Source organism: Bartonella birtlesii IBS 325, assembly GCF_000273375.1.
GTDB classification, from domain to species: domain Bacteria; phylum Pseudomonadota; class Alphaproteobacteria; order Rhizobiales; family Rhizobiaceae; genus Bartonella; species Bartonella birtlesii.
Genome location: NZ_CM001557.1, coordinates 766,864 through 786,022, shown reverse-complemented (window position 1 = coordinate 786,022; position 19,159 = coordinate 766,864). Strand labels below are relative to the sequence as shown.

Annotated in this window: 15 protein-coding genes, 1 other RNA gene and 2 pseudogenes; 5 read left to right on the top strand and 13 right to left on the bottom strand. The window is 36.8% G+C overall.

Annotated features, from left to right (window positions below; translation table 11 throughout):
* Positions 1-69 precede the first annotated feature (69 nt).
* From mutM to gshB, 9 genes and pseudogenes are all read right to left on the bottom strand, one after another.
* Complete coding sequence (mutM, locus tag QWU_RS03830) at positions 70-945, bottom strand: bifunctional DNA-formamidopyrimidine glycosylase/DNA-(apurinic or apyrimidinic site) lyase (RefSeq protein WP_006589044.1); 876 nt, start codon at positions 943-945, stop codon at positions 70-72.
* Between the two features lie 53 nt (positions 946-998).
* A complete protein-coding gene (locus QWU_RS03825) occupies positions 999-2,246 on the bottom strand; it encodes an aminopeptidase (protein ID WP_006589043.1) in 1,248 nt (415 codons plus the stop codon).
* Between the two features lie 31 nt (positions 2,247-2,277).
* Positions 2,278-3,129: a cell wall hydrolase gene (locus tag QWU_RS03820; RefSeq protein WP_006589042.1), complete on the bottom strand. Its 852-nt coding sequence runs from the start codon at positions 3,127-3,129 to the stop codon at positions 2,278-2,280.
* A 572-nt stretch (positions 3,130-3,701) separates the two neighbouring features.
* On the bottom strand, positions 3,702-4,424 hold the full coding sequence (gene phoU, locus QWU_RS03815; protein WP_006589041.1) for a phosphate signaling complex protein PhoU: 723 nt from the start codon (positions 4,422-4,424) through the stop codon (positions 3,702-3,704).
* A 21-nt stretch (positions 4,425-4,445) separates the two neighbouring features.
* Positions 4,446-5,204: a phosphate ABC transporter ATP-binding protein PstB gene (pstB, locus tag QWU_RS03810; protein ID WP_006589040.1), complete on the bottom strand. Its 759-nt coding sequence runs from the start codon at positions 5,202-5,204 to the stop codon at positions 4,446-4,448.
* 76 nt (positions 5,205-5,280) lie between these two features.
* Positions 5,281-6,572, bottom strand: a pseudogene (gene pstA, locus QWU_RS09035) (phosphate ABC transporter permease PstA).
* The gene (pstC, locus tag QWU_RS03800) at positions 6,569-8,029 is read right to left on the bottom strand and encodes a phosphate ABC transporter permease subunit PstC (RefSeq protein ID WP_006589038.1); all 1,461 of its coding nucleotides are present in this window, start codon (positions 8,027-8,029) and stop codon (positions 6,569-6,571) included. Before pstC ends, pstA begins: the two are co-directional and overlap by 4 nt.
* A gap of 63 nt (positions 8,030-8,092) precedes the next feature.
* Positions 8,093-9,139 carry a PstS family phosphate ABC transporter substrate-binding protein gene (locus QWU_RS03795; RefSeq protein WP_006589037.1) on the bottom strand — a complete coding sequence of 349 codons (1,047 nt, stop codon included), beginning with the start codon at positions 9,137-9,139 and terminating at the stop codon, positions 8,093-8,095.
* A 152-nt stretch (positions 9,140-9,291) separates the two neighbouring features.
* Positions 9,292-10,230: a glutathione synthase gene (gene gshB / locus QWU_RS03790; protein WP_006589036.1), complete on the bottom strand. Its 939-nt coding sequence runs from the start codon at positions 10,228-10,230 to the stop codon at positions 9,292-9,294.
* Between the two features lie 88 nt (positions 10,231-10,318).
* Between gshB and QWU_RS03785 the strand changes: the two genes are divergently transcribed.
* Entirely contained in the window at positions 10,319-11,095 is a 777-nt protein-coding gene (locus tag QWU_RS03785; RefSeq protein ID WP_006589035.1) for a molybdopterin-synthase adenylyltransferase MoeB, read from the top strand.
* 218 nt (positions 11,096-11,313) lie between these two features.
* On the opposite strand, the gene QWU_RS03780 is transcribed toward QWU_RS03785, so the two are convergent.
* From QWU_RS03780 to QWU_RS03765, 4 genes and pseudogenes are all read right to left on the bottom strand, one after another.
* Positions 11,314-12,906, bottom strand: coding sequence for an ABC transporter ATP-binding protein (locus QWU_RS03780; protein ID WP_017196231.1), 1,593 nt, complete (start codon positions 12,904-12,906; stop codon positions 11,314-11,316).
* On the bottom strand, positions 12,903-14,045 hold the full coding sequence (locus QWU_RS03775; RefSeq protein WP_006589033.1) for an ABC transporter permease: 1,143 nt from the start codon (positions 14,043-14,045) through the stop codon (positions 12,903-12,905). Before QWU_RS03775 ends, QWU_RS03780 begins: the two co-directional genes overlap by 4 nt.
* Positions 14,045-15,161 (bottom strand): annotated as a pseudogene (locus QWU_RS09030) (microcin C ABC transporter permease YejB). Before QWU_RS09030 ends, QWU_RS03775 begins: the two are co-directional and overlap by 1 nt.
* Positions 15,162-15,312: 151 nt before the next feature.
* Positions 15,313-15,867, bottom strand: coding sequence for a c-type cytochrome (locus QWU_RS03765; RefSeq protein WP_017196230.1), 555 nt, complete (start codon positions 15,865-15,867; stop codon positions 15,313-15,315).
* A 107-nt stretch (positions 15,868-15,974) separates the two neighbouring features.
* Here QWU_RS03765 and QWU_RS03760 point away from each other — a divergent pair, with 107 nt between their 5' ends.
* The 4 genes from QWU_RS03760 to ffs all read left to right on the top strand — a co-directional run bounded on the left by QWU_RS03760 (position 15,975) and on the right by ffs (position 19,066).
* Positions 15,975-16,706, top strand: coding sequence for a 3-deoxy-manno-octulosonate cytidylyltransferase (locus QWU_RS03760; RefSeq protein WP_006589030.1), 732 nt, complete (start codon positions 15,975-15,977; stop codon positions 16,704-16,706).
* Positions 16,703-17,563, top strand: coding sequence for a prephenate dehydratase (locus QWU_RS03755; protein ID WP_017196229.1), 861 nt, complete (start codon positions 16,703-16,705; stop codon positions 17,561-17,563). Before QWU_RS03760 ends, QWU_RS03755 begins: the two co-directional genes overlap by 4 nt.
* A gap of 492 nt (positions 17,564-18,055) precedes the next feature.
* Entirely contained in the window at positions 18,056-18,460 is a 405-nt protein-coding gene (locus QWU_RS03750) for a hypothetical protein (protein WP_006589028.1), read from the top strand.
* A 509-nt stretch (positions 18,461-18,969) separates the two neighbouring features.
* Positions 18,970-19,066: signal recognition particle sRNA small type (ffs, locus tag QWU_RS09690), an RNA gene on the top strand.
* The last annotated feature ends 93 nt before the right edge of the window (positions 19,067-19,159 follow it).

The window sequence follows — 19,159 nt, the reverse complement described above, 5'->3', positions numbered from 1 at the left end:
GCCTTGTGTAATTATAATTATAGATACGGTGACTTTAAGCCTCTCGTAAGATTTTGCAAGAGACCTTATTCATTTTTGGCACTGTGAGCAGTAAAAACTTGAACGTCCCAACTGTAAAATACGTACAATAGGTGTTCCACATTGCAAACATTCCTTGCTTTCTCGTCCATAAACCGAAAAAGCATGTTGAAAATAACCAAGAGAGCCGTCTACATGCATATAATCACGTAAAGAAGACCCACCAGACAAAATAGCTTCAGAAATCACAGCACGTATATTCTGCGCTAAAGAATCTGAAAGTTTACGCCCATACATAGTTTCCGATGCCAATGTAAATGCACTGCGTTGTGGAGACAAACGACTACGCCAAAGTGCTTCGCAAACATAAATATTTCCAAGACCCGCAACAATAGACTGATCAAGCAAAACACCTTTAAGAGACATTTTTTTATTAACAAAAGCCTTTTGTAAATAACGACCAGAAAATGCATTACTCATAGGCTCGATCCCTAGCTTTTTTAAAAGCGGATGCTCATAAAGCCTATTTGTATCTACCAAAAGCATAAACCCAAAACGACGCACGTCATTATAAGTAAGATGATAAACTTTGCCATTTTGCGCCTGAATATCCATAATGAAATGATCATGTCGAACAAATTTCTCGGTAGCAGCAGAAGCTTTTTTTAAAAAATCATCTTCTATGCGCCATGATCCTGACATGCCTAAATGACTCAAAATCGTTTTATCCTGTGAAAGATGAAACAACAAATATTTCGCTCGCCGACAAAGTTCTATAATCTTCCTACCTATAAGTCGCTCAGAAAACGCCTCAGGAAAAGGAAAACGCAAATCTCTGCGATTAAGGGTAACAGAAATAATCTTTGCACCCGTTACAAACGGCTCAAGTCCACGACGAACTGTTTCTACTTCAGGAAGCTCAGGCATCTGTTATCTTCAAATTACGCGCATTCCAATAATACCATTGAAAAAAATAAATATTAAGCCCATTCACCTTTACGAAATACAGGAACTCTACTACCATCTTGTGTAATGCCGTCTATATCAATTTCACCAGATCCAATCATCCAGTCAATATGAATGACACTTTTATTTCCACCCCGTGCTGCAATCTCCTCTACTGTCAATGACGCTCCATTTAAAAAGCACTTAGAATAACACTGCCCTAAAGCAATATGACATGCAGCATTTTCATCAAATAATGTATTATAAAAAAGCAAACCGCTTTTAGAAATCGGTGAAGAATGTGGAACAAGAGCAACTTCACCCAATCGACTTGCACCCTCATCACTTTGCAAAACCTGTTGCAAAACTTCCTGGCCCGTCGAAGCACGTGCATCAACAATACGTCCTGCTTTAAACCGCACCTCAATATTGTCAATTAGTGTTCCTTGATAAGAAAGAGGCTTCGTTGAACGAACAAAACCTTCAACTCTATATGCATGAGGAGTGGTGAAAACTTCTTCTGTCGGAATATTAGGATTGCAAACAACACCATTTTTAGCAACTGATGCACCTCCATGCCATTCATGACCATCCGCCAAACCAACCATTAAATCAGTCCCTGGTCCCATAAAGTGCAAAGTGGAAAAACGCTGCTGATTAAGCCAAAATGACCGTTGCTTTAAAGCTGTATTATGAACTGCCCACGCATGTATTGGATCTTCTTCTGTAACGCGAGAAGCAGAAAAAATTGCATCAGCTAACTTTTTAATCGCTTCATGAAGTGGCAAAGAAGGAAATATTGTCTCAGCCCATCCTGCTGTTGGATAAGAAACAATCGACCAATTCATAGAAAAATTTGATATTTGTTTGAGAGCCGGCTGGTAAGCCATTGAAGTGGCTTTATTTAAACGTGAAATCTTATCAAAATCTTGATGAGAAAGTAACAAAGGATTATCACCAACAATAGCTAAACGCGCAGCTCCATTTTCAAAAGCTTTCGCCATTCCCTCATACAACCAAGTAGGTGCACAGTCAAAACTAGCAGTATGTGCGTTTTCAAAACGTGTTAGTGATAACATATCATCACTAAAAAGCGGTGTAATCACACCAGCACCAACCTTATAAGCATGATAGGCAATACGCCGGACAAAAGGTAATGCTGAAGCTGGAGAAGTCAGAACAAGATCCTGTCCCTTTTGTAAATTCAACCCGACTTTTACCGTAATTTCTGCAAGACGATTAAGCATTTCGGGCGAAATGGACTCATGAATATCAAAGTACATTACCAATATCCTTTACTTTGGTTATGAAAAATTACCGGCTTTTGTACCGTTTTTCTAACACTGTAATGATTGCACTTAACTGTTCTGATGAGGGGCCAGCATAAGCTATAATCGTTTTGCTCTCTCCTTCTTTCTCTATACGATGAGGTGCTGATGTAGGAATAGGAACTTTATCAAGTTGTACTGTAAAAAAAGCTGTAGTACGCACCTTGTCTGCCTGCGCTACCTCTATTGAAGAAGATGCATTTTGTCTTTTCTCTGCTTTTACTCTTTTACTTGTTAAGGTTACATCCATGAAACTTGGCGCATTTCCGGAACGCTCTTGAGCAAAAGCATAAGCAATATTATAGGGACGATCATTCGTAGGAATCTGAAGTGATCCATCACGTGAGCGCTTTTCATAAAACGCATTTCCCCCTGCAATACGAACATAATACATATTTTTATAAGGGAAAGATAAACCCGCGGTATGAAAAAACTTAGCATTTTTAAGTTTCTTATCCCGCTCGCCGCGTAAAATAGCATCTGCAGCTTCTTTAACACGACCAACAGATGCAGACTCTGTCATAGGACGCGTTAAAACACCAGGAGCAAACTGTTTATATTGACCAACAACACCGCAAATTGTTTTTGGGTAAGCACTTGAATTAACACGATTCATAACAACAGTACCAACAGCAATCATCCCCTCACGGCTGGAACGATTTGATTCAAAATACATTGCACGCATAAGACATTGACGCTCGGTCAACGGGTATATTGCTGTTTTTGCCTTTTTATTATCATTCACGTTTCCAACACTAAGATGATCTGAAGCACATCCTACTATAACAAATGGTGCCAGAAAACAGCTAACAAAAACAGTCCAGAAATTTTTTTTCATTTTATATAATACATCCCCATATCTTTGAATACTCGAAATCTGAGCGCGTTTTAAATGTATCCTTAAAAAAAGTATACGGCTAATTGTTACAACTTAGTAAAATTTTAATACAAGGAGTAATTAAAAGACATTTATACTCAATAAAAAATAAAAAACCTAATTTACAGATAAATACTGTCATTCTTAATGGCTAAATGTATCTATACAACATCAACCGTTACACTCTAAATCGCAATAAAATAACACACTTTCAAAAACTTCAAACAATTCTATAGATAAAAAGATTGAAGTATTAAAACTGTTTATATCAATATTGATGAAAACAATACAGATATCCGCTCCGATAAAAATTTAAAAATAATAAGCAGAAAAAACTTCCCCTCCGGCTAAAATATTTATAACGATAGCACTCAATATTTAAATCTGTCAAATGAAGAATTTAAAATCCGTGATATCGACTTGAAAAACTGCTTTCTCTGCTTCTTTGCACTTACTATAATATGTCTTTTATAATAAACATCAATTATATTTACTTATTTAAAAGCTGAACAGACTTTATAAAAAGAAAAATGCTAGTCTATTTTCTTCTCACCTACCCCAACCTTATAGGTAAGATCATCACGAGGACGCTCAGAAGACATATGATAACCCGTTATGATATAATGCAGCATTTCCGCAATATTGGTAACATGATCACCAATTCGTTCAATATTTTTTAAACAAAAAAGTAAATGTGTACAGACCGTAATATTGCGCATATCCTCCATCATATAAGTTAAAAGTTCACGAAAAAGGGAAGTATATAGAGCATCAATTTTACCATCACGCTCACGTACTGCATCAACACGTTCCAATAAACGGCTTTTATAAGCATTCAATACTTCCTTTAACTGACTAAGTGCTAAAGCAGTAATTGTTTCAAGCCCATGATAAAACGCAGCAGATTGATGTGTTTGTGAAAGTGCGACCGTTCGCTTTGCAATATTTTTGGCCATGTCCCCAATCCGCTCAAGATCAGAAGAAATACGAATGGCTCCAATAATTTCACGCAGATCAACAGCCATAGGTTGGCGTTTACAAATAATAGTAATGGCCTTCTCATCAATGTCACGTTCTGCTTCATCCAAAAATAAATCATCGGCAATAACTGCCGTTGCAAGTTGAAGATCACTACAGACAATCGACGCAACAGAACGTTCAATCATTCCTACTGCGTGATTACCCATTTCTGTAATCCTTGCTTTTAAATATTTTAATTCTGTATCATACGAACGAACAGTATGGTTCATAGACATATCTTATACTCCTCAATTCACCTATCCAAAACGCCCCGTAATATAATCTTGTGTACGTTGTTCTTTTGGTGAAGTGAAGATCATCTCTGTCGCACCAACTTCTACCAAATGTCCTAAATGAAACATAGCTGTATATTGAGAAACACGTGCTGCCTGTTGCATAGAGTGTGTCACAATAACAATGGTATAATTTTGACGTAATGCATCGATAAGCTCTTCAATCCGTGCTGTCGCAATTGGATCAAGAGCCGAACAGGGTTCATCCATCAAAATAACTTCAGGACTAACGGCAATAGCACGCGCAATACATAAACGCTGTTGCTGTCCTCCTGATAAACTTGTACCCGCCTCATGAAGACGATCTTTTACTTCCTCAAATAAACCCGCCTGCCTCAAACTTTTTTCAACCACATCATGCAATTCAGCACGCGATTTCACTAAACCATGAATGCGTGGACCATAGGCAACATTCTCAAATATAGATTTTGGAAAAGGACTAGGCTTTTGAAAAACCATCCCTACACGGGCACGTAACTCTACAACATCAATCCTCTGATCATAAATATTTTCCCCATCTAAGGTAATAAGACCGGTTATTTTAGCGTCTTCAATCATATCATTCATACGATTAAAACAACGCAAGAAAGTTGACTTTCCGCAGCCTGAAGGACCTATCAAAGCCGTGACCTGATGTTCAGGAATATCAAGAGTAATACCATGAAGTGCTTCTTTTTTCCCATAAAAAACCTTCACATCCTGACCACGCATTTTAATTTTCATTATAAAAACTCACCTTATTTAAAAACATAAATCTTATCACAATGAATATTTTATCGAAGTGACTGCTTGATTGAAATTATTGGTGTCGTTCAAATCTTCGACGTAAAAAAACCGCAGAAATATTCATGATCGCAAGAAAAGTCATTAATACAATAATAGCACCTGATGTCTTTTCAACAAAGGCACGCTCTGCTTCTCCCGCCCACATGAAAATTTGGACAGGCAAAGCTGTTGCTGGATCCATAGGGGTAGTAGGAATATTGACAACAAAAGCAACCATTCCAATTAAAAGTAGAGGTGCTGTTTCACCTAAAGCCTGCGCCACACCAATAATCGTGCCAGTCAAAATACCAGGAGCAGCTAAAGGAATAACATGGTGAAAAACCATTTGTGTTTTTGATGCTCCTAAACCTAAAGCAGCCGAGCGAATAGAAAGAGGAACAGCCCGCAAAGCAGAACGGGTAGCAATGATAATTGTTGGAAGTGTCATAAGAGCTAAAACAAGCCCGCCAACAAAAGAGGCTGATCGTGGTAGCCCAAAAAAATTAACAAAAACAGAAAGCCCCAATAAACCAAAAACAATAGAAGGTACAGCTGCAAGATTATTAATATTCACTTCAATAAAGTCTGTAAATTTATTTTTGTGCGCATATTCTTCTAAATAAACTGCAGTTGCGATCCCTATAGGAAGTGAAAGCAGTAAAACTATAGCTATCATGTAAACAGAGCCAATAATTGCAACACCTAATCCTGCAGTCTCAGGACGACTTGAGGCACCAAATGTAAAAAAACCAAAATTAAATGTCTTATAAAGCGTACCATCGTGCGCTAAGCGTTTTATCCATTCTATTTGGCGATTAGAAACTTTGCGATTTTTTTCTGCTACACGCAAATCAATCTGTCCCTTATAAGCAGAATCAATATCCGCTGCCACTAAGACTTTGATTTTTTGCATTGTACCAATCAATTGTGGATTTTTTGTCACCATTTCACGTAGTTGAACACGTACACCACTTGAAAACATACGGCTAATATCCCGTAGTGATGCCCGATCATTTTGATCTATACCAAGCTTTTTTACTAAAGCATTGCGCACCAGAAGAGGATAATTGGCCGTTATGAGTATCTGTGGATTTGTTGCATGCTGACCACTTGGATCAATAATCTTCTCATCCAAATAAATCGATAAAGTCATTTCACTTTGAAAAAATGCTGTATAACCTTGACTAATGATAGACCATAAAAGCGCAAATAAAAAAACAAACCAATAAAAATAGCAATTACACCATAGGCGCGAAAACGACATTCAGCCCGATATCGACGTTTGAGTCCAATATTGCGACGAGAGAAAAGAAAATCTTTATTCATTCATATTGTTCCCGATATTTACGCACAATATAAAGAGCAAGAATATTCATCAAAAGAGTCATAATAAAGAGTGTCATCCCTAAAGCAAAAGCAACAAGAGTTTGGGGAGAATTAAATTCAAGATCACCGGTCAATTGATTAACAATCTTAACCGTCATCGTGGTCATCGCTTCAAATGGATTAAGTGTTAAGTTTGCTGCAACACCTGCCGCCAAAACCACAATCATTGTCTCTCCAATTGCACGTGATGCTGTCAACAAAATCGCTCCCATAATTCCTGGAAGAGCTGCTGGTATAACCACTTTTTTAATCGTTTCCGATTGCGTTGCTCCTAAACCATAGGAACCTTCACGCAAAATGCGTGGAACAGCTGTAATAACATCATCTGACAAAGAGGAAACAAAAGGTATCAACATTATGCCCATTACAACTCCAGCGGTTAAAACACTTTGCGCCATAATAAACCCAAAACCACCAGAGAGAGAAACAGAGAGATCGCGTAAAAATGGCCCAACAACCTTCAAAGCAAAAAAACCATAAACAATGGTTGGAATACCAGCAAGAACTTCTAATAATGGCTTTACTATTGAGCGTAATCGAGACGAAGCATATTCAGCCATATAAAGAGCAGAAAATAATCCTACTGGCACAGCAAAAAGCATTGCGACAAATGCAATATAAAGTGTGCCAGCAAGTAGTGGGATTAAACCAAATTGCCCTACTTCACTTCCCGAACTTTCCACTGAAAAACGCGGATCCCAAACCGTTCCAAAAAAGAAATTCGAAAAGGACACAGACTGAAAAAAAGTCACTGTTTGAAAAAACATGGAAAGCGCAATAGCTATTGTTGTCAAAACTGCAACAATAGATGCACAAGCCAACCCAATAACAATCAAATTCTCAACCTTATTGCGTGCGCGGTGATGTGGAGCAATTTGCATCATTCCACAAATAAAACCAAAGGATGCAATAACAAAAAGAAAAACATGACCAATAAATTGAAGCTTTTTAGAAAAAGATACCCATGACTGTGCTATCCTTAATAAACCATTTGATGCTTCGTGAGGTAAAATCAGCCCTTTCGCGAATAATTGTGCCTGTACCTCCTCATACGAAGCACTAACAAGATCCCCATCAAAGCGATGAAGCATCTTAACCAGACTTCGAAGCGTTCCCCAAAGTAGCTCATGATTCATAGGCTGCGTTATCTGTGCACTATATGCCTCAACCTCCCGCGAAGCATTATACTCTAAATAAATTATACTCCCACCATCCCAAAAAATTAAAAAAATAAGAGGTGGAATAACTGTTATTAAAAATGCCCACCACCCATAATAACAGGCACGAGAATGCATCTTGCATTGTGTGTATTCAAGAGTGCGGGCCCGCATATAAGAAAGATAAAAACCAACAAGTCCAAGAATCAGTAAAAGAAAAATAATGAAGGAAATGCTCATATTGTCTTTCAATTTCTACAAAAAAGCAGCACAGAAAATATCTATACTGACAAATCTAGAAAATTATTTCAACATCATCACACGACCAGCAGAAAAAGCAGAACGCTGGGTTTGGCGCTCCTTTTCAGAAGCAATAATCAAACCATATTCAGCCAAAGGACTATCTGGACCAATCATTTGATCAGAAAGGAAAAAGTCAACATATTCTCGCAACCCAAGAGTAATACCTAAATGCGCTTTCTTAATATAGAAAAAAAGTGGACGAGAAACTGGATATTGACCACTAGAGATTGTTTCAACGGTTGGTACAACACCATTAATATCTGCAACCTTTAGCTTATCAGCATTATTTTGATAAAAAGATAAACCAAAAACACCAACTCCGGTTTTATTAGAAGTAAGACGCGCAAATGTTTCAGAATAATCACCATCAATATCAATGGCTTTGCCATCCTTACGCACAGCAATACAAGCAGCGTGTATTGCCTTATCATCCATCCCCAAAGACTTCATCGCATCCACTGCTCCACTCTCCTTACAGCCTGCAGCTAACAATTTTTCTTCAAAAACTTCACGCGTTCCATGTTTTTCTCCAGGAATATAAGCTGCTATCGTCCAATCGGGAAGAATACTATTGATCTCGCTCCATTTCGAAACGTTATTGGTCTGCAATTTGCCGTCTTTTATAATCCGAGCAGCAAGTGCCCTGTAAACATCTACTGGTTGCAATTTCCAATCAGGACCGTTTATATCTGTTGCAAAAACAATGCCATCATATCCAATGCGTATCTCTTCAACATCTTTTACACCAGCATCAAAACAAGATTGTAATTCACTAGGCTTCATTGCTCGCGAAGCATTAACAATATCAATGGTGTTCTCCCCAATGCCACGGCAAAATTCTTTGATACCAGCACCCGTTCCACCCGATTCGATAACAGGCACTTTAAACTGCGGATACATCTCTCCAAATGCTTCAGCAACAATCTTTTGATAAGGCAAAACTGTAGATGAACCAGTCATCTGAATTTGATCACGTGCATTGCTCACATTCACTGAGAACAATAACGTGAAAATCAGTCCCACCCCAACTGATAAAAATCTACCCATTTATAAACTCCTTAAAAATATGAAACAAATTCTCTTGCTTTTATTCTATGACAATTTCAATTCTAGTTCATATTTGCAGTATAACAAATATAAAAAAGTAACATTGTTCATTTTTTCAAATGATTATGTTTAAACTCTTTATTCAGATAAATTTAATTTGCACGTTTAAACTCAATCACATCCCAAAAAAGATGCGCAACATCTGTACCACAGAAATGTTTAATTTCACGAATTCCAGTAGGAGATGTTACATTGATTTCTGTTATATAATTTCCAATCACATCAATGCCCACAAAAAGAAGTCCGCGTTCCTTTAAAATTGAACCAATACGTTCGCAAATTTCGTAATCACGTTTTGTTAACTCAACATTTTCTGCACGACCTCCAACATGCATGTTCGAGCGAACATCCGTTTCTGCAGCAATCCGATTAATCGCTCCTACAGGCATACCATCAAGCAAAATAATTCGTTTATCTCCTTTTCGTACTGTGTCTAAATAGCGCTGAACAATAAAAGGTTCGCGGTAAATTTGTCCAAACATTTCTAAGAGTGATGCTAAATTACGATCATCCTGTTTCAAATGGAAAACACCAGCCCCCCCATTGCCATAAAGTGGTTTTACAATAATATCACCAAATGTGTCTCTAAAAGCCATAATTTCTTCAATGTCTTTGGTCACTAAAGTCTCTGGCATCAAATCAGGAAATTCCGTTACAAAAATTTTTTCTGGACTATTACGCACCCATGCTGGATCATTCACCACCAACGTCTGAGGATGAATGCGTTCTAACAGGTGTGTTGTGGTAATATAATTGAGATCAAAAGGAGGGTCTTGGCGTAAAAGAATCACATCCATATCCATCAATTGTGTACGGAAAGGCTTACCTAATTGATAATGGTTCCCTTCTTCATCACGCACCGTTAATGATTCCAGCCATGCAATCACACAACCATCGCGCATAGATAAACGATCCGGTGTATAATGAAAAAGAGTATGTCCGCGTTCTTGCGCTGCTAAAGCAAGTGCAAATGTTGTATCCCCCTGAATCTGAATGGTTGAAATATGATCCATCTGAATGGCAATTTTCATGAATAAAACCTCCCTATAGTAAAAGCGAACTGGTCTATGCACTATAAACTCAGTAAATAATAAAAAAAACTATGCTAAGAGAAAGCCTATGAAACAAGACGTTGATACAAAATTAAGCAGTGAAGAAATCGAACGCTATGCACGTCACATTATTCTACCTGAAATTGGTGGAGCAGGACAACAAAAACTTAAAGCTGCCCGTGTTCTTGTTGTTGGCGCTGGTGGACTTGGTGCTCCTATCTTAACCTATTTAGCTGCCGCAGGCGTTGGTACCCTTGGAATTGTCGATGATGATATCGTTTCGCTTTCCAATTTACAACGTCAAGTGATTCACAAAACTAGCACAATTCATCACTACAAAACGGATAGCGCTACAGCTTTTATAAAAGACATAAACCCCCATGTTACAGTTGAAAAACATAATATGCGTTTGGATAAAAGTAATGTGGATAGATTACTAAATGCCTACCATATCATTGTTGATGGATGCGATAATTTTATCACACGTTATTTGCTTGCTGATCATGCCGCTCAATGCGAAAAACCTTTAATAAGCGGCGCTGTAGAACGTTTTAGCGGCTCATTGACAGTGCTTATGCCTTATAAAAACAATAATCCTCACTATCGTGACTTATTTCCAAACCCGCCTGCCCTTGGCATTCTCCCAACATGTGCTGAAACTGGAATCATTGGTATTTTACCAGGAGTTATTGGAACACTCCAAGCAATGGAAGCCATTAAACTCATCACAAATATTGGCGAACCGTTGGTGGGAAAAATCCTTCTCTATAATGGATTATCCGCACAATTTAATATTATTACCTATAAACGGTCAGTTTCCAGTGTAAATACAGAAACTATTTAAGAATTTGAAAGACATAATGATGTTTACCTCTACTAGCTTGTAGCATTCTCTTAAGATACACTGAAGCAGAAATTATCAGTATGACACTGCAAATCATATCCAAATATTATAAATAACTAAGAGCACTTAAACTGATCACAAAAAAATAAAAATATTAGTGAGAAGAATTCTTCTTTTATAAAGAAATTTGAAATTATGACCTATAAGTAAGAAGATTCTCATGCAAATGCTGCAGACATCAAGCTTTGCGTATAAGGATTTTGGGGAGAAGAAAAAATACGATCAGCAGGACCATATTCAACCATCTTTCCATTGCGCATAACAAGAACTTCATGTGAAAGTGCTTTAACAACTTTCAAATCGTGACTAATAAATAGATAACCTAAATGATATTTTTGTTGTAGATGACACAAAAGATCAATAATTTGTGCTTGTACACTTACATCAAGAGAAGATGTTGGTTCATCAAGTACAATAAAGCGCGGCTTAAGGATAATTGCACGTGCAAGAGCAATCCGTTGCCTCTGTCCACCGGAAAACTCATGGGGATAACGATAACGGACAGAAGGGTCGAGATTCACTTCACGCAGAGCTTCAATCACACAATCATTACGCCCAAACGAAGAAAGCTGCGGTTCATGAATTGATAACCCTTCAGCAATAATTTCACCCACAGACATGCGTGGGGAAAGTGAGCCAAAAGGATCTTGAAAAACGATCTGAATATGGCGACGCAATGAACGCATTTTTTTAAAAGTAAAATCGCTTATATCAATATCATCAAAGATAATCTGTCCCTTAGAAGATAACATCCGTATCAGTGCAAGTCCTAATGTTGTTTTTCCTGACCCTGACTCCCCTACAACACCAACTGTTTGACCAACACGAATTGTAATATCTATATCCTGAACAGCCTTTATATGCCCTATTGTTCGCCGTAATAGCCCTTTTTTAATTGGAAACAAAACACGAATTTTTTTACCTTGTACCAAAATGGGTGCATTCCCGTCTGCTTGAAGGGGATTGCCTTTCAGTTCCGCTGCCAATAATTGTTTTGTATAGGGTTGTTGAGGATTTTCAAACAATTGGTTCGTTGGACCACTTTCAACAATTTTTCCTTTTCTCATTACGTAAACACGATCCGCAATACGACGTACAATAGCCAGGTTATGGGTAATAAAAAGCATCGACATGTTGTTTTGCTTTTTAAGTTGTACTAAAAGTTCAAGAATTCGCGCTTGAACAGTTACATCAAGCGCCGTGGTTGGCTCATCAGCAATCAGCAAACGTGGGCTATTGGCAAGCGCCATCGCAATCATCACCCGTTGTCTTTGCCCTCCTGACAATTGATGAGGAAGTGAATTGAAATGTTTTTGTGGTTCATGAATTTCTACTTTTGTCAATAAATCGATAACACGCGCACGCAGTGCGTGTCTTTTTAAGTCTGTATGCATTCTGAGAACTTCAGCTATTTGCTGTTCTATAGTATGCAAAGGATTAAGAGCAGTCATCGGCTCCTGAAAAATCATAGCAATATCTTTACCACGAATTTTTTGTAAATCTTCTTTTTTCTGCTTCAATAAATTTTGATTGTTAAAAATAATTTCGCCCGATTGATAAAGTGTTTTCAAAAAAGGTAATAATTGCAAAATAGATAATGCTGTTACTGATTTCCCAGAACCAGACTCTCCCACCAGTGCAATTGTCTCTCCTTCTTTAATTTCAAAAGCAACTTGATCAAGAATATATCTTTTTTCTTGTTCTTGGCACAAAGCAATCGAAAAATCACGTACTGAAAGCAAATTTGTCATTGGAATGTCTTTCGTGGATCAAAAGCATCTCGAACAGCCTCGCCAATAAACGCCAACAATGATAACATAACAGCAATGATAACAAATCCTGTAAGACCAATCCAAGGAGCGTTCAAATTGGTCGTTGCTTGCCGCATCAATTCACCTAAAGAGGCATAACCAGCAGGAAGACCAAATCCCAAATAATCAAGAGATGTGAGTAATGATACCCCCGACGTCAATAAAAAAGGCATATAGGTCAAAGCAGCAACCATCGCATTTGGTAATAAATGTCGTATCATAATAGTGCTATTAGGAACTCCTAAAGCACGTGCAGCGTCAACATAAGTAAAATTGCGTGCACGTAAAAATTCTGCTCGCACAACTCCAACCAATGTCACCCATTGGAAAAGAAGCATAACTCCCAATAATATCCAAAAACCCTGCGCTAAAATCGCCGCCATGATAATCACTACATAAAGGGATGGTACAGAAGACCATATTTCAATAAAACGCTGAAAAATTAAATCAACCCAACCACCAAAATATCCCTGAATAGCTCCTACTGTAATCCCAATGATTGTGGATACAAGCGTTAAAAGAATGCTAAAAATTATTGATACTCGCAAACCATATAAAACACGGGCAAAAATATCACGCGTTAGATCATCCGTTCCAAGCCAATTCCACCGACTTATTGTACATTCTGGATCAGAACTTCTCAGTGGATAATTGATACAACGCTCTTCTTTGCTTTGAAGCCAAAAAGGGGGAGCTAACGCTACTGTTTTATTCCCCACAATTGTGTTGTAAGAATAACGCACCATTGGCCATACTGCCCAACCGTGTTTAGCAATTTCATTTTGAATCAAAGGATCACGAAAATCCGCTATAGCTAAATTACCGCCAAATTTTTCATCAGAATAATCAAAAAAAACTGGAAAGAGCAGCTCTCCTTTATAAGAAGCAATAATTGGGCGGTCATTGGCAATAAATTCTGCTGAAAAAGAACAAAAACAGAAAAACAGAAAGAACCATAATGACCACCAACCACGATGATTTTTCTTGAAATTGCGCCAGCGATATACATTTAACGGAGAGAAAAAGGGCTCTTTCTGCAACTGAGAATTATGCGAATGACCGTCTTTTGTTTCTTGCATCACAAATCCTTTTTATTAAAATCAATACGTGGATCAATAAGCATATAAACAATATCAGAAATGAGATTCACAATAAGACCAATAAGTGAAAAAATATAAAGAGAAGCAAAGACAACAGCATAATCACGATTGACAATCGAGGTATAACTTAAAAGCCCTATACCATTTAAAGAATAAAGCATTTCAATCAACAAAGACCCACTAAAAAATGATGACATAAACGCTGTAGGAAAGCTTGCAACCACAATTAAAATTGCATTGCGAAAAACATGGCCATAAAGAACCGAACGCTCGCTTAAACCCTTAGCGCGTGCTGTAATGACGTATTGTTGACGAATTTCTTCTAAAAAACAATTCTTTGTGAGCAAAGTCGTTGTTGCAAAGGCAGAAATGATCATAGCCGTTAATGGAAGAACTAAATGATAAAGGTAATCTAATATCTTACCAGTAAAAGACAATTGGGTAAAATTATCAGATGTTAAGTGGCTTAAGGGAAACCAATTTAAAAAGACCCTCCAGCAAAAAAACCATTAAAAAAATACCAAAGAGAAAACTCGGAATGGCATAGCCTATAATGATAAGTGCACTTGTCCATACATCAAATGCTGATCCCTCTTGAAGAGCTTTACGAATTCCTAGCGGTATGGAAATAGTATAAGAAATCAATAATTGCCAAAATCCAAGTGAAAGAGAAACTGGTAAAGCACTCTTAATAAGTTCAATAACAGAACGTCCTTGTGTATAAGAATCACCAAAATCAAAACGCAAATAACGACTAAGCATTGTCAAGTAACGCTCTAAGGGAGGCTTATCAAAACCAAATTGCTTTTCCAGTTTGGCAATAAACTCCGGATCTAATCCTTGTGCACCACGGTATTTAAAAGTTTTAGAAGAAGACAATTCAACACTAGCACCTTCTAAAATAATATCAGAAGAAAAACCAAGATCACTCCCTCCATCCACTCGCCCTATTGCATCACCTGTTCCTTGTAATTGAGCAATAATATTTTCAATAGGTCCGCCTGGGGTAAATTGAATAATAATAAATGTTACTGTTAAAATACCAATCAGTGTAGGTATAATCAGTAAAAAACGCCGGAAAATATAGGCTACCATTCTTTATTTTCACTTTCCAATACTACCATATTGAATCAATTTAATGATACGTCAATACAATTTGGAGGTAAAGTTTTGAAACCTAAATTACAAACAAAAACCAATCACATTTCTTTCTTAAAATGAGCTCTCTTGAAACAGTTTAGTTTGGCTAATTTTCTTTATTATCATTCGTTAACACAGAAACAGGATGATCAGATAAACTGCGTAAATAAAGTAAAAGATCAGCACGATCTTGATCATTCTTTATTCCACGAAATGACATAATTGTCCCTGGAAATGCTTTATGTGGTGATTGCAAATAACGATCTAAATTGATAAAATCCCATTTTTGATTAGAATTTGCACGTAACGCCCGTGAATAAGCAAAATCTGGTGTCGACGCCAAAGGGCGGTTCACTATGTCCCAAAGTACTGGACCAACACGGCTAGATTCATTGCGTCCAGAGGTATGGCATATGGCACATTGGCGAAAAAGTTTACGTCCATTTTCAAGGCTGCCTTGTTGAAGACGATCGTTTAAGGACAAAGAAATATCAGATGCTTTCTGTTTTTCTTTAAATACATCATTCCTTGTAATTGTATGAGAATGTTGAACTGATGGAGAATGATCATAGACTATATCGCTGAATATAGAAATTCCCACCACTATAATCAACACACATAAACAAGAAAAAGCAAAATAGACAACTGTTGAGCGTTTCATAAAAACTTAAACGTTTATTATCTTTTCATTACTACTTTTAGTTTAAGCCTTTTCTTTATAACATACAACATGATAAATGCCTTACACACGGTATTTGGAATTGTGCAATGACTCTTGAACCAATTATTTTGATTCCCGCTCGTATGGATTCAACGCGTTTACCCCAAAAAGTTCTCGCTGAGATCGCTGGAAAACCAATGATTGTTCACGTTGCTGAACAAGCAAAAAAAGCTGCTATAGGACGTATTCTCGTGGCAACAGACCACCGTGAAATCGCTAAAATCGTTACAGCTTATGGGCATGAGTGTATTATAACATGTGGCGATCATAAATCTGGCTCTGATCGTATTTATGAAGCTTTAACGCGTATTGATCCCGAAAAACATTACAATACCATTGTGAATGTACAAGGTGATCTGCCGACAATAACGCCTAGTGAAATTATCAATACTTTACGCCCTTTGGAAAATAGCTCTACTGATATTGCAACTTTAGGTGCTAAAATTAATGATGAAAACGAAAAGATAGATCCAAATGTCGTAAAAATTATTGGTACACCACTTTCTCAAAATCGTCTTCGTGCCCTTTATTTTACCCGCACAACAGCACCTTATGGAGATGGTCCCCTTTACCATCATATTGGAATATATGCCTATCGACGTAAAGCGTTGGAGCAATTTGTAGCGCTTAAGCCTTCTCTTCTCGAACAGCGTGAAAAACTTGAACAATTACGTGCATTAGAGCATAATATGCGTATCGATGTAGAGATAATTGATACAATTCCCTTAGGAGTAGACACACAACGTGATCTTGAGAAAGTCCGTGGAATTTTAGCATGAAAACATTAAAAAAAACCAATAAAATCTCTTTTCAAGGAGAATACGGCGCCAATTCCCATATTGCTTGTACTTATATGTTTCCTAATATGGAAGCTGTTCCTTCTGTAACTTTTGCAGAGGCCTTAAACTTAGTGGAAAGTGGGCAAGCTGATCTTGCTATGATTCCTATTGAAAATACTCTTGCTGGCCGCGTCGCAGATATTCATCATCTTTTACCACAGTCATCCCTTTATATTATTGATGAATATTTTTTGCCTATTCATTTTCAACTCATGGTTTTACCTGGCGTTACACATGACGAAATTAAAACCGTTCATAGCCACACGCACGCCCTTGCACAATGCCGGGAAATTATCCGGAATAATGGCTGGATACCTGTTAACTCACCTGATACCGCTGGAGCTGCGAAATTTGTCAAAGAAAATGGTAAACGCTCACAAGCAGCCTTAGCTCCTCTGATTGCAGCTGAACTCTATGGACTTGATATTCTTGAAAGAAATGTTGAAGATAATCCTCATAACATTACACGTTTTGTCATTCTTTCACGTTCTCAACGGCACATACCCAGACCCCAAAATGGTGAAAAAATCATCACAAGTCTTCTTTTTCGCGTGCGCAATGTACCTGCTGCTCTTTATAAAGCTATGGGAGGATTTGCCACTAATGGTATTAATATGACAAAATTAGAAAGTTATCAAATTGGCGGGAATTTTAATGCAACACAATTTTTTGTCGATATTGAAGGACATCCTGAAGACCCCATGATGAAACTCGCCCTAGAAGAACTATCTTTTTTTTCTGCTGAACTTCGCATTATCGGCATTTATCCAGCTCAAAACGATCGAACATCTGTGTAAAGAACAGTTAGATTATATCATTTTTATAAACATCAAAGAATATTCTTAAAATTCCATAATGCAACTTACTTTGAAAAAAACGGCTTCTTTTATCAACAAGCTTTATAATAAACACTGAAAAGGAAAAATAGATTTATTTAACGGAACAGTTTCCATTATCCAAATAATATTCTTCTACGGATTATATATGTTAAGGATTTGCCATCTTACTTTTTTCATAAAAAATTCTTTGAGAAGATATACTACTATCTATAACAACTTATTTAGAATAATAATCATCAACCTGACAAAGAAGATCATATAACAATTTAGGCTGCCATTAATTTACAAATAATAATAATTTCAATTCTCTTAGCTTTAAGCAGCGCGTAAAATAATTTTATAAAGCTAAAGGTATAACTTTTACTCTGCTTTTTACAATGAACTTTGATCTTTTATATTGATAAAAACTGACTTATAATTAATATTATTTTCAGGATAAAGGGAAAAACAATGAAAAAAATTTGCACTCAAGGATTACTCGTTGCCAATATTCTCGTTTGCTCCAGTGTTGCATTTGCTGGTTTTGGTGAGAAAAAATGGAATTTTGCACCAAGTGAAACTGTTACAATTGGTACATCCGATACAGCACATCAAGGCGTTGAATATGCTTGTAAAGCATTTAAACCCAAAAAAGCATCTTTTGTTTTATCATACTCGTCTCCTTCTGATTTAGAAAAACTAAAAATTATTGCAGATGATGAAAAGAAAATAACTCATGATAAAGAACATAAAATCTTTACGCTCAAAGGTGTAAAATCCCTCCATATAAGTTTTCCTTCATCAGGAAATTATACTTTTAAAAATATTACTAAGAAAAAAATTACTGGTATAGACTGTGATACAGGGGATTATTAATGATATTTTAACCATATCTTGGCTTTGCGTATATGTATAAAAAACTGAAGTAAGCTTTTTTAGAAACCGAGTGTTGTAAATTGTCAATACTCGGTTTTCGAGAAATTGGGTTTTGTGCTTATGTCATAAAAGCTTGTATAATAAAATTAAACTATCAAGAGAAATAAATTTCAAAAGGAATAAACCTTGCATAACTTTGACAAATTGTGAAATTTTTTATTATATTTTCATTACCAGGATAACTTGTTTGCATTAGAATATCGTATCTGTCTGTGCAATTGAAGCCTCTCAAAATTGCTATAAACTATATTGTATATAAATAGAGAAATAAAAATGCTTTGTTCACGGCAAATCAATAGGAGAAACTGTTACGGAAAATTTAAATCTCCATTATTTTTTGTTGTCTATAATATCAAGAATTAAACTTAAAGAAAAAATTCTTGGTTGTTCGTGTCATATTTTTTGTTTCTTAGCTTGATTTTTCATTTCAAATCGACAATATGAGTTTGGGAGGTTGGTAGTGGACGAACTGCTTGTCAACTGGGTCAGGTCTGGAAAGAAGCAGCCCCAACGGGTTTTTGTACGGGTCATTTTCCAACCTCCTATGTTGCTGTATAAATATTTTTATTGTTTTTCAGTGAAGTATCTGCAATTTTAGAGCAATATTGTGCAGGTAAAAAAAACTAAGAGATTTTTGGC

Bases quoted from the DNA above. Each gene is read 5' to 3' on its own strand.
- phoU (WP_006589041.1), bottom strand. From the start codon at position 4,424: ATGTCTATGAACCATACTGTTCGTTCGTATGATACAGAATTAAAATAT.
- pstB (WP_006589040.1), bottom strand. From the start codon at position 5,204: ATGAAAATTAAAATGCGTGGTCAGGATGTGAAGGTTTTTTATGGGAAA.
- pstC (WP_006589038.1), bottom strand. From the start codon at position 8,029: ATGAGCATTTCCTTCATTATTTTTCTTTTACTGATTCTTGGACTTGTT.
- QWU_RS03795 (WP_006589037.1), bottom strand. From the start codon at position 9,139: ATGGGTAGATTTTTATCAGTTGGGGTGGGACTGATTTTCACGTTATTG.
- QWU_RS03750 (WP_006589028.1), top strand. From the start codon at position 18,056: ATGAAAAAAATTTGCACTCAAGGATTACTCGTTGCCAATATTCTCGTT.
- QWU_RS03760 (WP_006589030.1), top strand. From the start codon at position 15,975: ATGACTCTTGAACCAATTATTTTGATTCCCGCTCGTATGGATTCAACG.
- QWU_RS03825 (WP_006589043.1), bottom strand. From the start codon at position 2,246: ATGTACTTTGATATTCATGAGTCCATTTCGCCCGAAATGCTTAATCGT.
- QWU_RS03785 (WP_006589035.1), top strand. From the start codon at position 10,319: ATGAAACAAGACGTTGATACAAAATTAAGCAGTGAAGAAATCGAACGC.
- QWU_RS03780 (WP_017196231.1), bottom strand. From the start codon at position 12,906: ATGACAAATTTGCTTTCAGTACGTGATTTTTCGATTGCTTTGTGCCAA.
- gshB (WP_006589036.1), bottom strand. From the start codon at position 10,230: ATGAAAATTGCCATTCAGATGGATCATATTTCAACCATTCAGATTCAG.
- QWU_RS03755 (WP_017196229.1), top strand. From the start codon at position 16,703: ATGAAAACATTAAAAAAAACCAATAAAATCTCTTTTCAAGGAGAATAC.
- QWU_RS03775 (WP_006589033.1), bottom strand. From the start codon at position 14,045: ATGCAAGAAACAAAAGACGGTCATTCGCATAATTCTCAGTTGCAGAAA.
- QWU_RS03820 (WP_006589042.1), bottom strand. From the start codon at position 3,129: ATGAAAAAAAATTTCTGGACTGTTTTTGTTAGCTGTTTTCTGGCACCA.
- mutM (WP_006589044.1), bottom strand. From the start codon at position 945: ATGCCTGAGCTTCCTGAAGTAGAAACAGTTCGTCGTGGACTTGAGCCG.
- QWU_RS03765 (WP_017196230.1), bottom strand. From the start codon at position 15,867: ATGAAACGCTCAACAGTTGTCTATTTTGCTTTTTCTTGTTTATGTGTG.